The organism is Mesorhizobium sp. M1252, from assembly GCF_040318265.1.
GTDB lineage: Bacteria > Pseudomonadota > Alphaproteobacteria > Rhizobiales > Rhizobiaceae > Mesorhizobium.
This window is the reverse complement of the sequence record NZ_JAMYLX010000001.1, coordinates 666,565-683,662: the sequence shown is the minus strand read 5'-3', so window position 1 is coordinate 683,662 and position 17,098 is coordinate 666,565. Positions and strand designations below refer to the sequence as shown.

The following is a 17,098-nucleotide window of genomic DNA, read 5'->3' as shown; positions in this document are numbered from 1 at the left end:
AGGGCTGGCCGGATGACCAGCAGGCTCATTTCGGGGTCAGCACCTCGGTGCCGCTGCCGTTCTTGCCGGCGATGGTCCACAGGCCGTGCAGCGAGCCGTCATCTTCTACCTTATAGACGACGAGACCGATTTCCTTGCCCATGACATAGCCGGCGGAGAAGGCATCGTCGTTGCGCATGCAGATGCCGTCCGACGATGATCCGCCCGTCTCCCAATGGATGGTACAGGTGGTCTCGCTGGTCAGCGTGATGGTGGCTTCGCCGCCATATTTCGAGCCGTCGAAATTGGTGCCCGCGACGGTGTAGCTGCCGCCGATGGACTGTGCTGCTGCCGGCGCGGCGGCAAACCCAAGCATTGCAAGAGAAAGTAAGAATGTGCGCATGTCGTATTCCCCCAAACCGAGCGACGAGCCGCTATAGGCCGAAATTTAGGGCGGAACGCGATGGCGGTAAATCGGGTTTGCAGCGTCGAGAGCGATTTATTCCCAGTGTTGCTCAGCCCCATGCAGGCTGTCGCCGATAGCGCCGACCAGTGGGTCGTACTTGGCCTTGAGCGAGGCGGGATATTCGATCCAGACTGTATGGATTGCATCCTCTTTTTCGAAGACGATTCGGGTATAGAAGATCTTGTCGCCTTTGGTGCTTGAGACCACTGCCCAGTTCTTACCGGTTTTGCTGTAAGTGACCTTTTCCCCAGAGTCAGGGTCGGCTTTTTCCTTTTCAACCAGACTGTCGGGCGTATCTTCCGTCAGCTTGTATCCGCCGTAACAGGACAAGCTCGCACCATCGGGGCTAAGCCATTTTCGACCGTCGCCATTGAGGGACTCAGGCATCGGCTTGCTGAAAATCTGGCTCAGGAACGTGCACACCGTGCCATAGCGCGCATTGATGTAGGTGAACGGCTTTGCGGGCGCCACTGTGGTCGCCAATGATAGGGCCACGACCAGCGCTGACAGCCCGGTTTGGCAAACACGCTGCATGGAAATCCCCCTCGCTTCCAACGGAAGCATTCTGCACCAATCGCGGAGAAAATCAGCCGCCGGTGACGCTCATATGTCTCGACACCGACGGGCGGCTGGTGCGGCGGTCGATGATGAAATCATGGCCTTTCGGCTTGCGGCCGATCGCTTCGTCGATGGCAGCAGCGACCAGCTCGTTGCCTTCTGAGGCACGCAACGGCGCGCGCAGGTCGGCGGCATCCTCCTGACCCAGGCACATATAGAGCGTGCCGGTGCACGTCAGCCGCACGCGGTTGCAGCTTTCGCAGAAATTATGCGTCATCGGCGTGATGAAGCCCAGCCTGCCGCCGGTCTCTGCGACATGGACGTAGCGGGCCGGACCGCCGGTCTTGTAGGGGATGTCGCTCAGCGTGAACTGGCGCTCGAGCGAAGCGCGCAGCAGCGATAGCGGCAGATACTGGTCGGTCCGGTCGGCGTCGATCTCGCCCATCGGCATGGTTTCGATGACGGTCAAGTCCATGCCGCGGCCATGCGCCCAGCGCATCATCTCCGGCAGCTCGACGTCGTTGAAGTCCTTCAGCGCAACGGCGTTGAGCTTCACCTTCAGCCCCGCCGCCTGCGCGGCATCGATGCCTTGCATGACCTTGCCGAGATGGCCCCAGCGGGTGATGGCGTGGAACTTGTCGGCATCGAGCGTATCCAGCGAGACATTGATGCGCTCGACACCGCAATCGGCAAGCTCGGCGGCAAAGCGCGACAGCTGCGAGCCATTGGTGGTCAGCGTCAACTCTTCCAGCGCGCCGCTCTTCAGGTGCCGCGACAGCTGGCGCACCAGATGCATGATGTTCTTGCGCACCAGCGGCTCGCCGCCGGTGAGGCGCAGTTTGCGCACGCCCTTTTCGATGAAGACGGTGCAGAGCCGGTCGAGTTCCTCGAGCGACAGCAGGTCCTTCTTGGGCAGGAACGCCATGTCCTCGGCCATGCAATAGGTGCAGCGGAAATCGCAGCGGTCGGTGACCGACACGCGCAAGTAGCTGATCGTGCGACCGAAGGGATCGATCATGTCCATGCGTTCAAGCATTCCCGTGGCTGCGAGTGGCGCCGTTATATACGGCTATGTGATACGATCCAACCCGCCATTCAAGATAGCCGCTCTCGATCTTTGGTGACATTCCCTGGCCGACATCCGGTGTCGGCCGGGTCCAAATGGCCTTTTCCGCTCGCGCGAAGCAGCGTAGGGAAGGGCGGATTGACGGGATGCAGAACAATGACGGCGCCGAAGGAACTCAGGGTCTCGAAGGACAGAAAACTGCTGTCCGTCACCTTTCCCGATCATCGGCCGTTCGAATTGCCGGCCGAACTGCTGCGCGTCGCTTCACCCTCGGCCGAGGTGCAGGGCCATTCGCCGGACCAGCGGGTGACGGTTCCCGGCAAGCGCAACGTGGCCATCCTCAAGATCGAGCCGGTCGGCAACTACGCCGTGCGCATCACCTTTGACGATTTTCACGACACCGGCATCTTCACCTGGAATTACCTGCACACGCTTGGCCACGAAAAGGACGCGCGCTGGAATGCCTATCTCGCCGAGCTCCAGGAGAAGGGACTGAGCCGCGACCGCTAGTTCGGCACTGTCGGCAAAACGTCATTGACTGGGGGTAACGCTGGCAACGGTTCGGAGACGGGAAAATGTCTGACATCACCACGGTCGAACAGCTCGAAGCCCTCTACGGCCTGCCCGGCGAAGCGTCGACGGTCAAGGAACTCGACCACGTCATTCCCGAATATGCCGCCTTCATCGAAGCCTCGCCTTTTGTCGCCCTGGCGACGAGCGGGCCGGAAGGGCTGGACTGTTCGCCGCGCGGCGATCTCGCCGGCTTTGTGCGCATGCATGACCCGAAAACGCTGATGATGCCGGACAGGCGCGGCAACAACCGCGCCGATTCGCTTAAGAACATCATCCGCGATCCTCGCGTCGGGCTGCTGTTTCTTGTGCCGGGTTCGGGCACGACGCTGCGCGTCAACGGCCGCGCCCGCATCACCACCGACGCCGCGCTTTGCGCCTCCTTCGCCGTCGAAGGCAAGCCGGCGCGCTCGGTCACCTTGGTCGATGTCGATTCGGTCTATTTCCAGTGCGCCCGCGCCATCGTTCGCTCGGAGCTGTGGAACCCGGCAAAGCACGTCGACCCGAAATCGCTGCCGACACCCGGAACAATCCTGGAAGTCACCAGCCGCAAGAATATCGATGCCGGTACTTACGACAAGGAATGGCCGGAGCGGGCGAAGAAGACGATGTGGTGAGGTGGGAGGCGCGTGGATCGAACGGCTCAGGTATCCTTCAGCACGTCATAGATCTTGCGCATCTGTTCGCCGATCATGTCGCACTGTTCCGCTGTCGACTGGCTCATCGCCTTTTCGATCAGCGCCATATGCACCTTCAGCGCCTTCATCAAAAGCTCCGTGCCGGCCCCGGTAAGCGTCAGCCGCAGGACGCGCTTGTCCTTCTCGTCGCCTTCGCGGCGCAGCAGGCCGCGCGCCTCGAGCTGCGGCAACAGCATGGTGATGTTGGAGCGGCCGACCAGCAGTTTGCGGGCGAGATCGTGCTGCGACATGCCGGGATGGCGATAGAGGTTCATCAGCACGTCGAGCTGCGCCGGCTTGAGATCCAGCGGCGCCAGCTTTACCGCCAGCGCACGCTCCAGCACATGGCAGGCGCGCGCCACCGCGACCCAGTTGCGAAAGCGCGGGTTGTCCCAGGGCAGCTCTTGTTTAATGTTCATGTTTGAACTATTATGTTCATGCTTGAACGGAATGGATGGATCGCCACTATGGCATCATTTGGACTGAAGGTCATCCGGGGCGTGTTCCGCGCCGCCGAGCATGTGGCGCCCCGCCTGAGCGGGCGCGCCGCCTTCGAACTGTTCTGCCGCACGCCGAGCGTGAAGGCGCTCAGTGACGGCGAGCGGCGTGCGGTCGACCGCGCCGCCGGCTTCATGGCCGAGGCGCGCCATCATCGGCTTACGACCAAGGCCGGCTGCGTCATGGTGCACGAATTCCGGCCCGAGCCGGGCAGGGCGTCCGCCGGCACGGTGCTGGTCGTCCATGGCTGGCGTTCGCGCACGGAATATATGCGCGCTCTGATCGAAGGCTTTCGCGATGCGGGCTACCGGGTCGCCTCGCTCGACCTGCCGGGCCATGGCCAGTCGCTGGGCCGTCATCTCAACATGGTCAATGCGGTCGAGGCGGTCAGGGTCGCCGGCGAATGGTTCGGTCCGTTCAAGGCGATCGTCGGCCATTCCTTCGGTGGCGCCGTCGCCGCCAATGCCATTGCCGGTTCGATCAAGGGTATCCAGCCCGTCGCGGCCGAGCGGCTGGTGCTGGTCGCCGCGCCAAGTTCCCTGCCGGCGATCTTCGCCGACTTCAGCCGCATGCTCAATGTCGGTCCGCGTTCGCAGGTTTCCATGGCCGATCAGGTGAAAAGGCTGTCGGGCCGGCCGCTGCATGAATTCACCGGCGACCGCCAGTTGGCTGAGGCGCCGGTGCCGACGCTGGTCATCCACGCGCCGGACGACCGCGAAGTCCCCGCCGATCATGCCACACGTTATGCCGGCGCCGGCAGCCATGTGCGGCTGCACTGGGCCGATGGGCTCGGCCACCGTCGCATTCTCGCCGACAAAGGTGTTGTCGAACGCGCTGTGACTTTTGTCAAAAACGAGCGCGAGCTGATACTGCATTGATTCCAATGGGTGTATTGTCGACTCTGACAACGCCGGAGCGGTGAGCTAACCGTTCTTCTTGCCGCCCGGCTCGACGGGCAATCCGGCCGCCTTCCAGGCGGTATAGCCGCCAAGGATGTGCTTGACCGGCGACAGCCCCATATCCTGCGCCGTCTTGGTGGCCAGCGCCGAGCGCCAGCCGCCGGCGCAAAAGAAGACGAAGCTTTTGCCCGAGGCAAAGAACGGCTTGTGGTAAGGGCTTTCGGGATCGATCCAGAATTCCAGCATGCCGCGAGTGACATGTTTGGCGCCGGGGATCTGGCCGTCCCGCTCGATCTCGCGTGGATCGCGCAGGTCGACGAAGATGGTGTCCTCGTCGTCGAGCAGCCCGGCCGCTTCCTCGGGCGAGACCACCTCGATCTCGGCATTGGCCTCGTCGAGCAACTCGCGATACCCTTTTTTCACGGATGATCCCTCCCGGCGCATTTCGCCGCCGACTGGATTTCCAGCACAAGCTCCGCGCTTTGTCACGCTGTTCCGACCAGCCCCTGCCACGCCGCCATCGCTCCGGCCACTGTGGCCATCAGCGCTTCGCACGAGGCGCCGTCGCGGGCCTGGATCGACATGCCGTGCTGGACCGTCGCATAGAAGGTCGCCGCCGCGTTGCTGTCGAAGCCCGCTGGCAATTCGCCTTCCGCCACACCGCGTTCCAGCCGTCTCAGCAAGAGGGTGTGGTTTTCGGCGCGGCGGCGGCGCAAATCATCGCAGATCGCGCCGCTGCTTGAATCCTGGTGCAGTGCGCCCAGCGCGATGAGACAGCCCTGCGGGCGGTCGTCCTGAGAGTACGCTTTTGCCGTCTGGCGCAGGAAATTCTCGATCGCCTGGCATGCCGTCGGCGCTTCGTCCAGCGCGCTCCAGATCTCGGTGCCTTCGTTGCGGGTGTAATACTCGGTCGCTTCCAGAAACAGCGCCTCCTTGCTGCCGAAGGCGGCATAGAGGCTGGGCGAGCTGATCCCCATCGCCGCGGTCAGGTCGGCGATCGAGGTGCCCTCATAACCTTTGGCCCAGAACAGCTCCATCGCCTGCCGCAAGGCGGCGGTTCGATCGAAGGTGCGGGGGCGGCCTCTTTCCGGCATGGCGCTCTTTTCTGTGTTGATCGATACATAATTCACTTGACGTCGCCAGGCAAGGCTGCCAGATATTTATGTATCGAACGTTACATAAAAGGAGAAATGACATGTCAGCGAACGGATTGAACGGCAAGGCAGCACTGGTCACCGGCGGCAGCCGCGGCATTGGTGCTGCGATTGCCAAACGGCTCGCGGCCGATGGCGCCGACGTCGCCATCGCCTACGTCAACAGCGCGGCGCCGGCCCAAGCTGTCGTCGCCGAGATTATAGCGGCAGGTGGTCGCGCGATCGCCATTCAGGCCGACAATCGCGACGCTGCCGCCATCGAAAATTCGGTCACCGAGGCGGTGAATGCCTTCGGCCGGCTCGACATCCTCGTCAACAGCGCCGGCATCTGGCGCGCGGCGCCCATCGAACAGATGTCGCTGGCCGACTTCGATGAAACCATTGAGGTCAATCTGAGAGCGCCGTTCGTGGCCTCGAAGGCGGCAGCGGCTCACATGGGCGAGGGCGGCCGCATCATTTCGATCGGCAGCAATCTGGCCGAGCGCGTCACCGACACCAGCCTCAGCGCCTATTCGACCAGCAAGGCTGCGCTGGTCGGCCTGACCAAGGCGCTGGCGCGAGACCTCGGTCCGCGCGGCATCACCGCCAACGTCGTTCATCCCGGTTCGACCGACACCGACATGAACCCGGCCGAAGGCCCGCATGCCGAACACCAGCGGCGGAAGATGGCGACGCCCCGCTTCGGCAAGGCTGACGAGATCGCCGGCATGGTTGCCTGGCTCGCCGGTCCGGAAGGGCGCTTCGTCACCGGCGCCGCGCTCACCATCGACGGTGGCGCCAACGCCTGAAGCAGCAGCCGCTTTGACCGGTCTGGAGCGGCAACGCCGCTCCAGACGTCACGATGTTGTGAAACCGTTCTGCAACAGGCCTGCGGAAATTTATGGAAGCTTAACGAAATCGGTATGAATCGGTATGGTAGCGCCTTACATCCGCCATGCGGTTGGCAAGATCGTCTAGCGGCGCGGAACGGGAGCCGGCTTGCAGCCGGAGCGGGTGATTAATGAAATTCCTCGGAAATAAAGCCACCGTGATGCCGCTTGCAGTGGCGGCAGCACTGGCCTTCGGTGTGCCGCAGGCAAGCGCGCAAGGCCTGTTCGACATGCTGTTCGGCGGTAGCGTCAAGCACAGGCCGCAAGGCGAATTCCCGCCGCCGCCAAAGCGCAAGCCGAAGCCCGCCGTATCGGGCGGTGGCGGCACCAGAATCAGCAGCCCGTCCTACTACACCTACAAGGCCGACCGGCTGGTGCGCGTCGACTTTGCCGCATTGGTGGCAGCACCTCCCCAGGTGGCAACAGCTGAAGACGCCGCCTTTGTGCCGTCGGCAACCAGCACTGCCTTCCGTGAAGCCGTTGCAGGCCTCAGCGACTATGAACTCTATGCCGAGCCCGATATCGCCAAGGCACTGATTGCCTATTACTCTGCCAATCCTGATTTCATCTGGGTGAATGATGGCAATCCCAATGCCCGCGCCCAGGACGCGGTGAGGGTGCTTGGCGAGGCCGCGAGCTATGGCCTCGCATCGGCCGACTACACGGTCGAGGTGCCGGCAGCCAACGCATCGGCGGTCAATGCCGATGCCCATCTGAAGGAACTCGTGCGCTTCGAGATGGCGCTGTCGGCGCGCGTGCTGCGCTATGCCCGTGACGCCCAGAGCGGGCGCGTCGATCCCAATCGCATCACCGGCTACTATGAATTTCCGCCGAAGCCGGTCGACATGGAAGGCGCGCTCAAGACGCTGGCCCACACCCAGGAAGTGCGCACCTACCTCGAATCGCGGCACCCGCAGAACGCGGAATATCAGGCGCTGCGCGTCGAACTTGAATCGCTGCAGGCGAGCGCCGAAAACGAAATCGTCGTCGATCCCAAGCTGTTGCTGAAGCCCGGCGAGACCAGCGCCGAACTGCCGAAGCTGCTGACGCTGATCGCGCGCAATCTCGACGACGAGATGGGCGGCGCCTATGGCGAGATCCTGTCTCGTCTCGGCACCAGCGATGTCTATGTTCCCGAACTGGTTCCGATCATCAAGGCCGTGCAGGTGAAGGCCGGCATGAAGGGCGATGGGGTCATCGGCCCGCGCACCGTCGCCTCGCTCGCCGGCGCATCCAAGGCAGACAGGCTGCAGAAGGTGCAGGTCGCGCTGGAAGAATTGCGCTGGCTGCCGTCCGATCTCGGCAGCCCGCGGGTGTTCATCAACCAGCCTGCCTTCACCGCCAGCTATATCGACAATGGCGAGGAGAAGCTGAAGACCCGCGTCGTCATAGGCCGGACCACCAACCAGACCGCCTTCTTCTTCAAGGAGATCAAGCAGGTCGATTTCCATCCCTATTGGGGCGTGCCGCAGTCGATCATCGTCAACGAGATGCTGCCAAGGCTGCGTAGCGATCCGGGCTATCTCGACCGTGCCGGCTACGAGGTGACCGATTCGCGCGGCAGGCGGGTTCCCTCTTCCTCGGTCAATTGGGGCGCCTACGGCGCCAACATTCCCTACAGCGTGCGCCAGCAGCCGAGCGAAGCCAATGCGCTGGGCGAACTGAAGATCCTGTTCCCCAACAAGCACGCCATCTACATGCACGACACGCCGCAAAAATCCTTCTTCCAGCGCGATATGCGGGCGCTCAGCCATGGCTGTATTCGCCTTCAGGATCCACGTGGGATGGCGGCGGCGGTGCTCGGCGTCTCGGTCGACGACATCGCCGAAAAGCTCAAGCACGGCCATGCCAGCGAAGACGTGACACGCACGATTCCCGTCTATGTCTCCTACTTCACTGCCTGGCCGGACCTGTCCGGCAAAGTCGAATATTTCAACGACGTCTACGACCGCGACACGCGGCTGATGCAGGCGCTGGACGCGACCGAAGCGGTGCGTTCGCCGACGAGCTGAACCAGCGGAGTTCCTCGTTCAACGAAACGAGGAACTCACTTTGTCTCTCTGGTTTTATTAGATTTTTGGCCGATAGACGGTCGCCCGTTTCCTGCGATCAGCGCTGGATGAGCGGACGCCGGAAGCCGGCGTCGCGGCCCGCGATCAGCCAATAGACCAGGCCGGCTACGAGGCCGGCGGCGGCGATGATGCCGATATCGGCCCAGCGTCCGGCATCCTCTTCCGCGGCCGGCCAGACCAGGAAGAAGCCGGCTGCAGCGGCAGCGGCGCCAAACAGCATGTGCACCAGGAAATTGCGCAGGGCAAAGAATTCGGCGAGCAGCGCGAAGATCAGCGTCTGCAGGCCGGTCAGCACGATCGTCAGGAAATAGACGACCATGCCGAGCGGCGGCCACAGCAGCACGACAATGGGCGAAAATTGCATGGCGCCGAAATAGTCCGGCGCGTTGGGCAATACGGCGAGTGCGCAATATATCGCCACGACCGCGAACAATCCGATCAGCACCGAAACGAAATAGCCGGCAAGCATCATCAGGATGCGCTTCAAAACATGCTTAACCATGGCCATGCACCCCCGTGCCCTGCAACTGTTACGCGCACTCAGCCATCAAAGGCGGATCGGCGCAAGAGTGCATCCAGCAGTGCTTTGCGGCAAATCTTCAGGCGCCGCCGCATAGATGTTGTGAATCCGGCAAAACCCATGTGCCTTTTATCGTGAGGTCGACGCCGTAATAGACCCGCCCGCGCTCGTCGCCCTGCGGACAATCCCTCGGGATCGATATCAGGCACATGACGACAGGATCGCCGGCTTTCGAACTGGCAAGGCCAGGCTCCCGCTCGTAGGAAACCCCGGCGCCGCCATTGCTGAACCGCGCCAGGCTGCCGGCTTCAGGGCCGGCGGTTTCCAGCGGGTCGTCGCCGAGCCGCGTCGTCAGCGCGGTGATGTGGGTCAAGGCGCATTGGCCGATCGACGAGGGCAGGGGCTGGTCGAGACTGCCCGGATGGCGGGCCGCGGTGTCGAGCGCCTTCTTGCCGATCAGGGCGATGTTGTAGTCCTGCACCCAGGACGGCGCATTGCCGTAGGTCTGCAGCGCATTGTTCTGGGCGCTGACGATGCAGGCGGCATCCTGCCCACAGGCGTTCCTGTCGGCGATGAGCGCACGGGCGATCTTGCGCTTGTCGCCGCCAAAGGCTGGCTCGAAACCCGTAAAGACCTCGGCCACCAAGGCATCAATTGCCGACAGTTGCGGGTCGGCACAGATCGCCTTTTCCACCGGCAGGCTGGCTTTGCGGCAGTCGAAGGACGGCCCGTCGGCACGCGCTGGACCAAGGCAGACCGCCCCGCCAGCAAGTGCGACGACAAGCGCAAACGAGTTGGCAATTCGATTGGAAGAAAGCATGGTCGCCCCGTTGTCCGACAACTGCCACCATTCTAGGCAAAAAACGCAGCGGACGGAATTGCCGAAGCGGTGTCGGTATCGGCGCTATTTCGGTTCGGCGGTCACGGGATCGAAGGTGATTTCGACTTTCGCCTTGTCGGCGGTGTAATAGGTGACGGTGTACCCTTCCTTGTCCCAGTCGACCTCCTTCACATAGCGAAAGCCGTCGCGCTGCTCGACCTTGGCGATGATTGCCGACAGTTTCTGGGCATTCGTCGGCGGCAGTGGGCTGTCATCCGCGGCAAAGGCCGTCGAGCCGGCCAGAAGAACGACGACACCGGTCGCCAGAACAAGATTTCGCATGATTACCCTCATTTCACGTTGGCATGAACCGCACCGGAAACTCGCAGGCAGCACAGTTTGTTCCGAGAGCTGACATCGCGCAGCTTCCGTGAAGCCCTGGATCGCCGCGCTCAGAGCGACGGCACGCCAATATTTGCGCCAACCGCCGGCCAACCATGAGTGCTGCCACGGCCCGCGCTGGACAACCCGATGGTGGTAGAGCTTTGCCCAAGACCCTGCTAGACTTCTGGTCCTGGCGGGGTGGCATGGCGCGCCAACCCCGCCGGAATCTTCATCTCTCAGCGCGCGGCGAAGTGTTTCAGGAACGGGTCGTCGCCTGTGCTGGACCAGAACCAGAAAGGGAGCGGGGGCTCGAACATGGCTGTACGGAACTACACCCGTCAGCTGGCGACAATCATTTCTATCGATGCCGTCGGGTTCTCCCGGCTGATGGGCATCGACGACGAGTCTGCTGTCGCGGCATTCGAGGAACGGCGCGACATCATCGCCGACAGCTGTGGCACATTTGGCGGCCGCACGTTCGGCGACGCCGGCGACAGCATCATGGCCGAGTTCGGCAATCCGATCGAGGCGTTGCGCGCGGCCTTTGATTTCCAGGGCCGCATCGTCGCCCTCAACGCCGAGGTTGCCGACGACATGCGCATGCCGTTTCGGGCCGGCATCAACACCGGCGACGTCATCGTGCGTGGTGGACGCCTCTACGGCGACGACGTCAACATCGCCGCGAGAATCCAGGAATTCGCGCCGGGCGACGGTCTCGCCGTTTCGGAGACGACCTGGCACCATGTGAAGGACAAGACGGCGGCCGAATTCACCGATCTCGGCGAATTCATGCTGAAGAACATCGCCTTGCCGGTGCGCGTTCTGATCGCCGGCCGCAGTGGCAACGGATCCTCGCCGGCGGCGTCGTTCGCCGCCATTCCCCAGGCCAATGCGCAGCAGAAGCTGTCGTCCAAGGGGCCGCCGGCGATCGCCGTCCTGCCCTTCCACGCCGATGGCGGCGAGCATGACATCGGCTACATGGCCGACGGCATCGCCGAGGACATCATCTATGGTCTATCCAACACCAGATGGCTCTCGGTCATCGCCAAGGGCTCCAGCTTCCAGTTCCGCGACGACACGCTGGGCACGCGGGTGATCGGCAACGCGCTCGGCGCGCGCTACATCGTCAGCGGCACGCTGATGCGCAATGGTGGCCAGATCCGCCTCAACACCTCGCTGGCCGACGCGTCCAACGGGCGGCTGGTGTGGTCGCAGCGCTTCGATCGCGATCTGGTCGACATCTTCAACCTGCGCGACCAGATCGGCGCTGAGATCGTTTCGATCCTCGACAAGGAGGTCGACCGGGCGGAACAGGCACGCACCTTCCAGGTTCCCTGGGAAAGCCTGGAGACCTGGCAACTGGTGCGACGGGGCCGCTGGCACATGAACCGGCGCACCCGCGGCGACACCGAAACCGCACTCGAGTTCTTCCAGAAGGCCTACCGCGAGGACGCCAACTCGAGCGCCGTGCTCAACGAACTGGCGTGGTGGTATTTCTGGCGGGCATGGCTGCGTTTCGGCGACAGCGACGATTTGAACAAGGTCGAGCAGTTTGCCCGCAAGGCGTTGCTGGTGGACAGCCTGGATGCGCGCCCGCACGCCCATCTCGGCGCCGTCGACATCATGCGCGGCGAACCGCGGTCGGCCGTCGACCATCTCGAGGAAGCGATCCACATCAATCCGAGCTTTGCCTTCGCGCGCTCGGCCATGGGCAGCGCCCAGCTGCTGCTCGGCAATGCCGCGACCGCGATACCGTTCTTTCTCGATACCGAGCGATTGAGCCCGTTCGACCTCTACCGCTTCCACAATCTGGGGGAACTGACGGCGGCCTATTGTTTGGTCGAGAACTGGCCGGCGGCGATCGCTGCCGCTGACCGCTCGCTCAACCTGTCTCCCGGCTATTTCTATTCCAGGTTCCTGAAGATCGGCGCGCTGATGCGAAGCGGCCGGCCGGAACAGGCGCGGCGCGAGATGACCATTTTCACCACCCGGCATCCCGATTTTTCAGAACAGCGTGTGCGCTGGATACCGTTCACCGACAAGGCCGCGAACGAGATCCTCGTCGCCAATTTCCGACTGGCCAAATGAACATGGCGTCAATGCTGGCTGGAACATGGACCAACTGTGAAAAGATTCACATACGTGCAACCGATGCAAACCTAGGCGTTGAACGGCCGGCATCGCAATAACGTGGATAGCCGGGGGGCTTGAACGCGCATGACCGAACTGAAGTATTTCGACGCTATTCGCGTGGCCCAGAAAAACCAGCGCCCGCTGTCGGAAATGCCGCCGTTCGATCTCGGCCGGATCCGCAAGACAGGGCTGATTGCGCGCATCGTCGGGTCTCTGGCCGAAGACCCCCGCTGGGCGCTTTCCTTGTTGCGGCGTTTCCGGCCGACCGGCAAGCTCTTCGGTGTTCTCGTGATCACCAAGAACGCCGATGTCCGCGACATATTGGAGCGCGGCGACGAATTCCAGACCCCATACGGCCCGGAAATGACCGAGCTTGCCCGCGGATCCAACTTCATCCTCGGCATGCAGGACGGCGCCGACTACCGGCGCATGAAATCGTCGGTGCTGAGTGCATTCCCGCCGGCCGAGGTCGAAGCCGCCGTCAGGCCGATCGCGGCGCGTCATTCGCAAGAGATCATGACGCGCGCCAGCCCCGGCTTCGATGCCATCTCCAGGTTGATGAAGATCGTCCCGGTGCACATCTGCCGCGATTATTTCGGCGTCGAGATGGACGATGAATCCGAATTCGCCGACTGGGCGATCGCGCTGAGTGCGCTGTTCTTTTCGGACCCGACGGCGAGCCCCGTCATGCGCGAACTCGCAGTGGTGGCGGGCGACCGTCTTCTCAAAGTCATCGATCGCTCCATCCAGTCGGCTAGGGACCGGGGCTTGAAGGCCGAGCAACCGCTGGCGAGGCTGGTTGTCCAGATGGATCAGGGCCGCCTGTCGCGGGACGACCTCAATTCGATCATGCTGGGCATGATCGCCGGCTTCGTCCCGACCAATGTGCTGGCCGCCGGCAATTGCCTCGACGTGATCCTGTCGCGGCCCGACGCACGGCAGGCTATCGATGCCGCATTGGCCGAAAACGATACCGCCAAGCTCGACAGGGCCGTCCTTGAAGCCATGCGCTTCAAGCCGATCTGGGTTGGCCCCTGGCGCTACACGGCCCGCGACGCGATCATCGGCAAGGGTACGCGCCGCGAGCGCCTGGTGAAGGCCGGCACGGTGGTGATGCCGGCGACGCTGTCGGCGATGTTCGATGCCGACGCCGTGCAGAACCCGGACCAGTTCGACACATCGCGCCCGCATCGCGACTACATGGTGTTCGGCCACGGCATTCATCAGTGCATCGGCGCCGAGATTGCCAGGATCCAGATCGGCGAAAGCCTGCGCGCCCTGTTCCAGAAGCAGGGCGTGCGCCGCATGCCCGGCAAGGCCGGGCGGATGACCCGCATCGGCGCCTATCCCGAAACCCTCAAGGTCGATTTCGAACGGGCAGAACTCTGCCGCACCGTAAAGCAGTCCATGGTGACGGTGGTCTGCCCGGTCACCCGATCCGCGTCGCTGGATGCTGTCCGCGACAAGGTTGCCAGCCTCGGCAACCCGGCCGTCGAAGATATCCGCACCGCGCTCGACATTGCCGGCACCGTCCACTTCACCAGCCTGACCGTGATCGGCACCGACGAGATCGGCGCTGATTCCGGTCAGGAAAAAGGAGCTCTGGTTCTCGAGATTTCCGGTGACGGCAGCATCGACGATGTCATCGATGCGGTCACGCACGCCATCGGGCACCGGCTGCGGCCGATCTTCAAGGATGTCTGCGATCTGCGCGATGGCGGCGCATTGAACGATTTCCTGCGCAAGCACAATGTCGACATATCGCCGTCCTTCGGCAGCAATGCCGGACTGGTGTTTTCGGGCACGCCGGGGCACTCGGTCCAGCGTATCAAGGCCGAGCAGCAGCTTTTCGAAGCCGTGCGCGACATCGTCGAGCGGCCACGCAAGGGCGCCGGCAACGCTCCTGCCGTGCTCGCTGAAGTTCGCCAGCATGTCCAGTCATTAGGGACGTTTGCCTGGGCGTTCGAGCCGGCCGAGAGCCTGCTGGAAAAGCCGCCGGGTCATTGGGGCCGTGCCCTGATGACGACGTTGCTGGTACCACCGGTCTTCGTCACGGTGGCGATCATCTGGGCTGCTTGCTGGTACATGACCTACAGTGTGGTGTTCGGCAGATCTATCGACATCAGTTCCCAGGAAATCTCCTTCACCGCCATAGCCGTAGCAATCACCTCACTTCTGTTGTCGGGACTTGGAGTGTTGGTGGCAGCGGCGCTGCTGGCGTTTTCGTGCTTGCTGGCGCTGCGACGCCGCGAGGACAGGGATCGGCCGGAAAGCACATCGATCGGCATATCTGAATTGAACGCGATACTCGTCAAGGAGGGCCACGCGGCACAAAACCATCTGACTGCGATTTCGACGATGAAGGCCGGCATTCTGCGGCGGCTGGCGCTCAGGTTTTCTTTCTACCTGATCTCGATAGCTGCCCAGAAGGTATTCAAGCCAGGCTTCCTCAACACCATCAACACCATCCATTTCGCCCGCTGGATACTGCTGCCCGGCTCCAACCGATTGATGTTCTTCTCCAACTACGGCGGCAGCTGGGAAAGCTATCTTGAGGACTTCATCGCCAAGGCGTCCGCCGGCCTGACCGGCGTGTGGAGCAACACCGTGGGCTATCCACGCACACGATGGCTGTTCCTGGACGGCGCGCGCGACGGCGATCGTTTCAAGCGCTGGGCGCGGCGCCAGCAGGTGCCGACCCTGTTCTGGTACTCCGCCTATCCCCAAATCAACACAGAGCGCATCCGGATCAATTCCCGGGTCAGGCGCGGCATTGCTTCCGCCGTCGGCAACGAGGCGCGCGACTGGCTGAGCTTGTTCGGTTCGCTACGGCGCCCGGCGAGCGAAACAACCACCGTTCAAAAGACCACTTCGCTGCTGGCCAATATCAGCTCTGCCTTTCCGGCGCCTCTCGAGCAGCAGCTGGAAACCGGCGAGATCCAGTCCATCTTCTTCGGCCCGCTCGGCCCGCTCGCTTATTCGCATATGCTTGCGATCCGGGTGCCGGACAAGTTGCCGGCGCCCAAGCGCAGAGCCTGGCTCGATTTCGTTGTCGAGCAGACGAGTTTCGGCGAAGGCAGGCCCGCCGGGCGAGCTATGATAGTCGCCTTTGGTCCCGGTGGCCTGCGGCAGTTTGGGCTCGACGAGGGTGTGGAGGGCGATCCACTGGAAACATTTCCGATCGCCTTTCGCCATGGCATGGGCAATCCCGAGCGTGGGCGCATACTGGACGACCGAGGCCGCGACGGCCCGGACGAATGGGAGTGGGGGTCGTTGGAGAACCCTGTGGACCTGGTCATCGTCTGCTATGCTGAAGACCTGGGACGGTTGAAGACCGAGATTGCCACCGTGAGACGAAAGACGACCGGTGCAGGCATGAAGGTCGTCGCCGAACTGCCGCTCGCCGTAAACCGGGGTCCGACCGACACGAAGACGAAATCGTCCGACGGGGCAAAGCGTGACGATCGGTCGGAACGTGGGCCAGCCTACGAGCATTTCGGTTTCGCGGACGGGATTTCGCAGCCGATTGTCCGGGGCACGACCCGCGCCAGCAGGGGCGCCGCGCCCATGCATCTGGTCGCGCCCGGCGAGTTCCTGTTCGGCTATCGTGATGAGCATGGGTTCTATCCAGCCTCGCCCTCGGTAAGCGCATCACGCGATCGGACTGGAATCCTTTCGCAGGTGCGCCGTAGCCGGCTGATTCCGGGCCTGCCGCCACCGCCGCGCGATTTCGGGCGCAACGGTTCATTCCTGGTTATTCGCCAGTTCGAGCAGCACGTCGACGTCTTCAACAACTACTGCAAAAAGGCTGCAGCCTTGGTCGCGAGCCAACTCGGCAACCAAGCCATCACGCAAGACTGGATTGCCGCCAAGATGCTCGGCCGCTGGCAGAACGGTAGCTCGCTGGTGCGCAACCCCGATCATCCGGGACGCGTCATCGACAACAACTTCGCCGCTGGCGCCGAGGATCCGCAAGGCCATCGCTGCCCGCTTGGTGCCCACATTCGCCGTTCCAACCCACGCGACTCGCTGGGTGAGGACCGCGATACGCAGATCAATATCGGCAAGCGCCATCGTATCCTGCGGGTCGGCCGCACCTATCAGAAGCAGGACGGCAAGAATGGCAAGGTCGAAAAGGGGCTGCTGTTCATGTGCCTCAACGCCGACATAGAGCGCCAGTACGAATTCATTCAGCAGACCTGGGTTTCGTCGGCCACGTTCCAGGGCCTCGTCGCTGAAAAGGACCCGACGATTGGTTCGCGCGGCGGCGATGGCAGGTTCACCATTCCGTCATGGGAAAAGGTCACGACGCTCCGTGACATGCCGCAATTCGTCACCACCAAGGGGGGTGGATATTTCTTCATGCCCAGCCGCTCGGCGCTGCGCTACCTGATTTCGCGGCTCTGAGTCTTGGCCGGGGCTGATTCGGGATC

16 protein-coding genes are annotated in these 17,098 nt (G+C 62.8%); 7 read left to right on the top strand and 9 right to left on the bottom strand.

Translation table 11 applies throughout. The annotated features are described in order from the left end of the window. Window positions 1-25: 25 nt before the first annotated feature. The 3 genes from NKH22_RS03465 to moaA all read right to left on the bottom strand — a co-directional run bounded on the left by NKH22_RS03465 (window position 26) and on the right by moaA (window position 2,027). Window positions 26-382, bottom strand: coding sequence for a hypothetical protein (locus NKH22_RS03465; RefSeq protein ID WP_023669002.1), 357 nt, complete (start codon window positions 380-382; stop codon window positions 26-28). Between the two features lie 96 nt (window positions 383-478). Then, window positions 479-979 carry a hypothetical protein gene (locus tag NKH22_RS03460; RefSeq protein ID WP_023690743.1) on the bottom strand — a complete coding sequence of 167 codons (501 nt, stop codon included), beginning with the start codon at window positions 977-979 and terminating at the stop codon, window positions 479-481. A gap of 52 nt (window positions 980-1,031) precedes the next feature. Further along, the gene (moaA, locus tag NKH22_RS03455) at window positions 1,032-2,027 is read right to left on the bottom strand and encodes a GTP 3',8-cyclase MoaA (protein ID WP_031193366.1); all 996 of its coding nucleotides are present in this window, start codon (window positions 2,025-2,027) and stop codon (window positions 1,032-1,034) included. 198 nt (window positions 2,028-2,225) lie between these two features. Between moaA and NKH22_RS03450 the strand changes: the two genes are divergently transcribed. Together NKH22_RS03450 and NKH22_RS03445 are read left to right on the top strand one after the other, a co-directional pair. Continuing rightward, window positions 2,226-2,579 (top strand): gamma-butyrobetaine hydroxylase family protein, encoded by a 354-nt coding sequence (locus NKH22_RS03450; RefSeq protein ID WP_023668999.1) that lies wholly within the window; start codon window positions 2,226-2,228, stop codon window positions 2,577-2,579. A 65-nt stretch (window positions 2,580-2,644) separates the two neighbouring features. Next, complete coding sequence (locus NKH22_RS03445) at window positions 2,645-3,256, top strand: pyridoxamine 5'-phosphate oxidase family protein (protein ID WP_023668998.1); 612 nt, start codon at window positions 2,645-2,647, stop codon at window positions 3,254-3,256. 26 nt (window positions 3,257-3,282) lie between these two features. Here NKH22_RS03445 and NKH22_RS03440 read toward each other — a convergent pair whose 3' ends face one another. Next, window positions 3,283-3,735, bottom strand: coding sequence for a MarR family winged helix-turn-helix transcriptional regulator (locus tag NKH22_RS03440; RefSeq protein WP_023690745.1), 453 nt, complete (start codon window positions 3,733-3,735; stop codon window positions 3,283-3,285). A 48-nt stretch (window positions 3,736-3,783) separates the two neighbouring features. Between NKH22_RS03440 and NKH22_RS03435 the strand changes: the two genes are divergently transcribed. Continuing rightward, entirely contained in the window at window positions 3,784-4,692 is a 909-nt protein-coding gene (locus tag NKH22_RS03435; RefSeq protein ID WP_352908958.1) for an alpha/beta hydrolase, read from the top strand. Between the two features lie 45 nt (window positions 4,693-4,737). Here NKH22_RS03435 and NKH22_RS03430 read toward each other — a convergent pair whose 3' ends face one another. Together NKH22_RS03430 and NKH22_RS03425 are read right to left on the bottom strand one after the other, a co-directional pair. After that, window positions 4,738-5,136 (bottom strand): rhodanese-like domain-containing protein, encoded by a 399-nt coding sequence (locus NKH22_RS03430; RefSeq protein ID WP_023688500.1) that lies wholly within the window; start codon window positions 5,134-5,136, stop codon window positions 4,738-4,740. 62 nt (window positions 5,137-5,198) lie between these two features. Further along, a complete protein-coding gene (locus tag NKH22_RS03425; protein ID WP_023710494.1) occupies window positions 5,199-5,807 on the bottom strand; it encodes a TetR/AcrR family transcriptional regulator in 609 nt (202 codons plus the stop codon). A 101-nt stretch (window positions 5,808-5,908) separates the two neighbouring features. Here NKH22_RS03425 and NKH22_RS03420 point away from each other — a divergent pair, with 101 nt between their 5' ends. Further along, window positions 5,909-6,655, top strand: a complete 747-nt coding sequence (locus NKH22_RS03420) for a 3-oxoacyl-ACP reductase family protein (protein ID WP_352908956.1) — start codon at window positions 5,909-5,911, stop codon at window positions 6,653-6,655. A gap of 212 nt (window positions 6,656-6,867) precedes the next feature. After that, window positions 6,868-8,748, top strand: coding sequence for a L,D-transpeptidase family protein (locus NKH22_RS03415; RefSeq protein WP_352908955.1), 1,881 nt, complete (start codon window positions 6,868-6,870; stop codon window positions 8,746-8,748). A gap of 97 nt (window positions 8,749-8,845) precedes the next feature. Here NKH22_RS03415 and NKH22_RS03410 read toward each other — a convergent pair whose 3' ends face one another. The 3 genes from NKH22_RS03410 to NKH22_RS03400 all read right to left on the bottom strand — a co-directional run bounded on the left by NKH22_RS03410 (window position 8,846) and on the right by NKH22_RS03400 (window position 10,490). Further along, window positions 8,846-9,316, bottom strand: coding sequence for a hypothetical protein (locus NKH22_RS03410; RefSeq protein ID WP_023668992.1), 471 nt, complete (start codon window positions 9,314-9,316; stop codon window positions 8,846-8,848). A gap of 91 nt (window positions 9,317-9,407) precedes the next feature. Beyond that, a complete protein-coding gene (locus NKH22_RS03405; protein ID WP_352908954.1) occupies window positions 9,408-10,148 on the bottom strand; it encodes a lysozyme inhibitor LprI family protein in 741 nt (246 codons plus the stop codon). Window positions 10,149-10,232: 84 nt separating this feature from the next. Further along, entirely contained in the window at window positions 10,233-10,490 is a 258-nt protein-coding gene (locus NKH22_RS03400; protein WP_023690752.1) for a PepSY domain-containing protein, read from the bottom strand. A 357-nt stretch (window positions 10,491-10,847) separates the two neighbouring features. On the opposite strand from NKH22_RS03400, the gene NKH22_RS03395 reads away from it, so the two are divergent. Next, window positions 10,848-12,620, top strand: coding sequence for an adenylate/guanylate cyclase domain-containing protein (locus NKH22_RS03395; protein WP_023730571.1), 1,773 nt, complete (start codon window positions 10,848-10,850; stop codon window positions 12,618-12,620). A gap of 129 nt (window positions 12,621-12,749) precedes the next feature. Then, window positions 12,750-17,072, top strand: coding sequence for a cytochrome P450 (locus NKH22_RS03390; RefSeq protein WP_352908952.1), 4,323 nt, complete (start codon window positions 12,750-12,752; stop codon window positions 17,070-17,072). Window positions 17,073-17,098 lie beyond the last annotated feature (26 nt).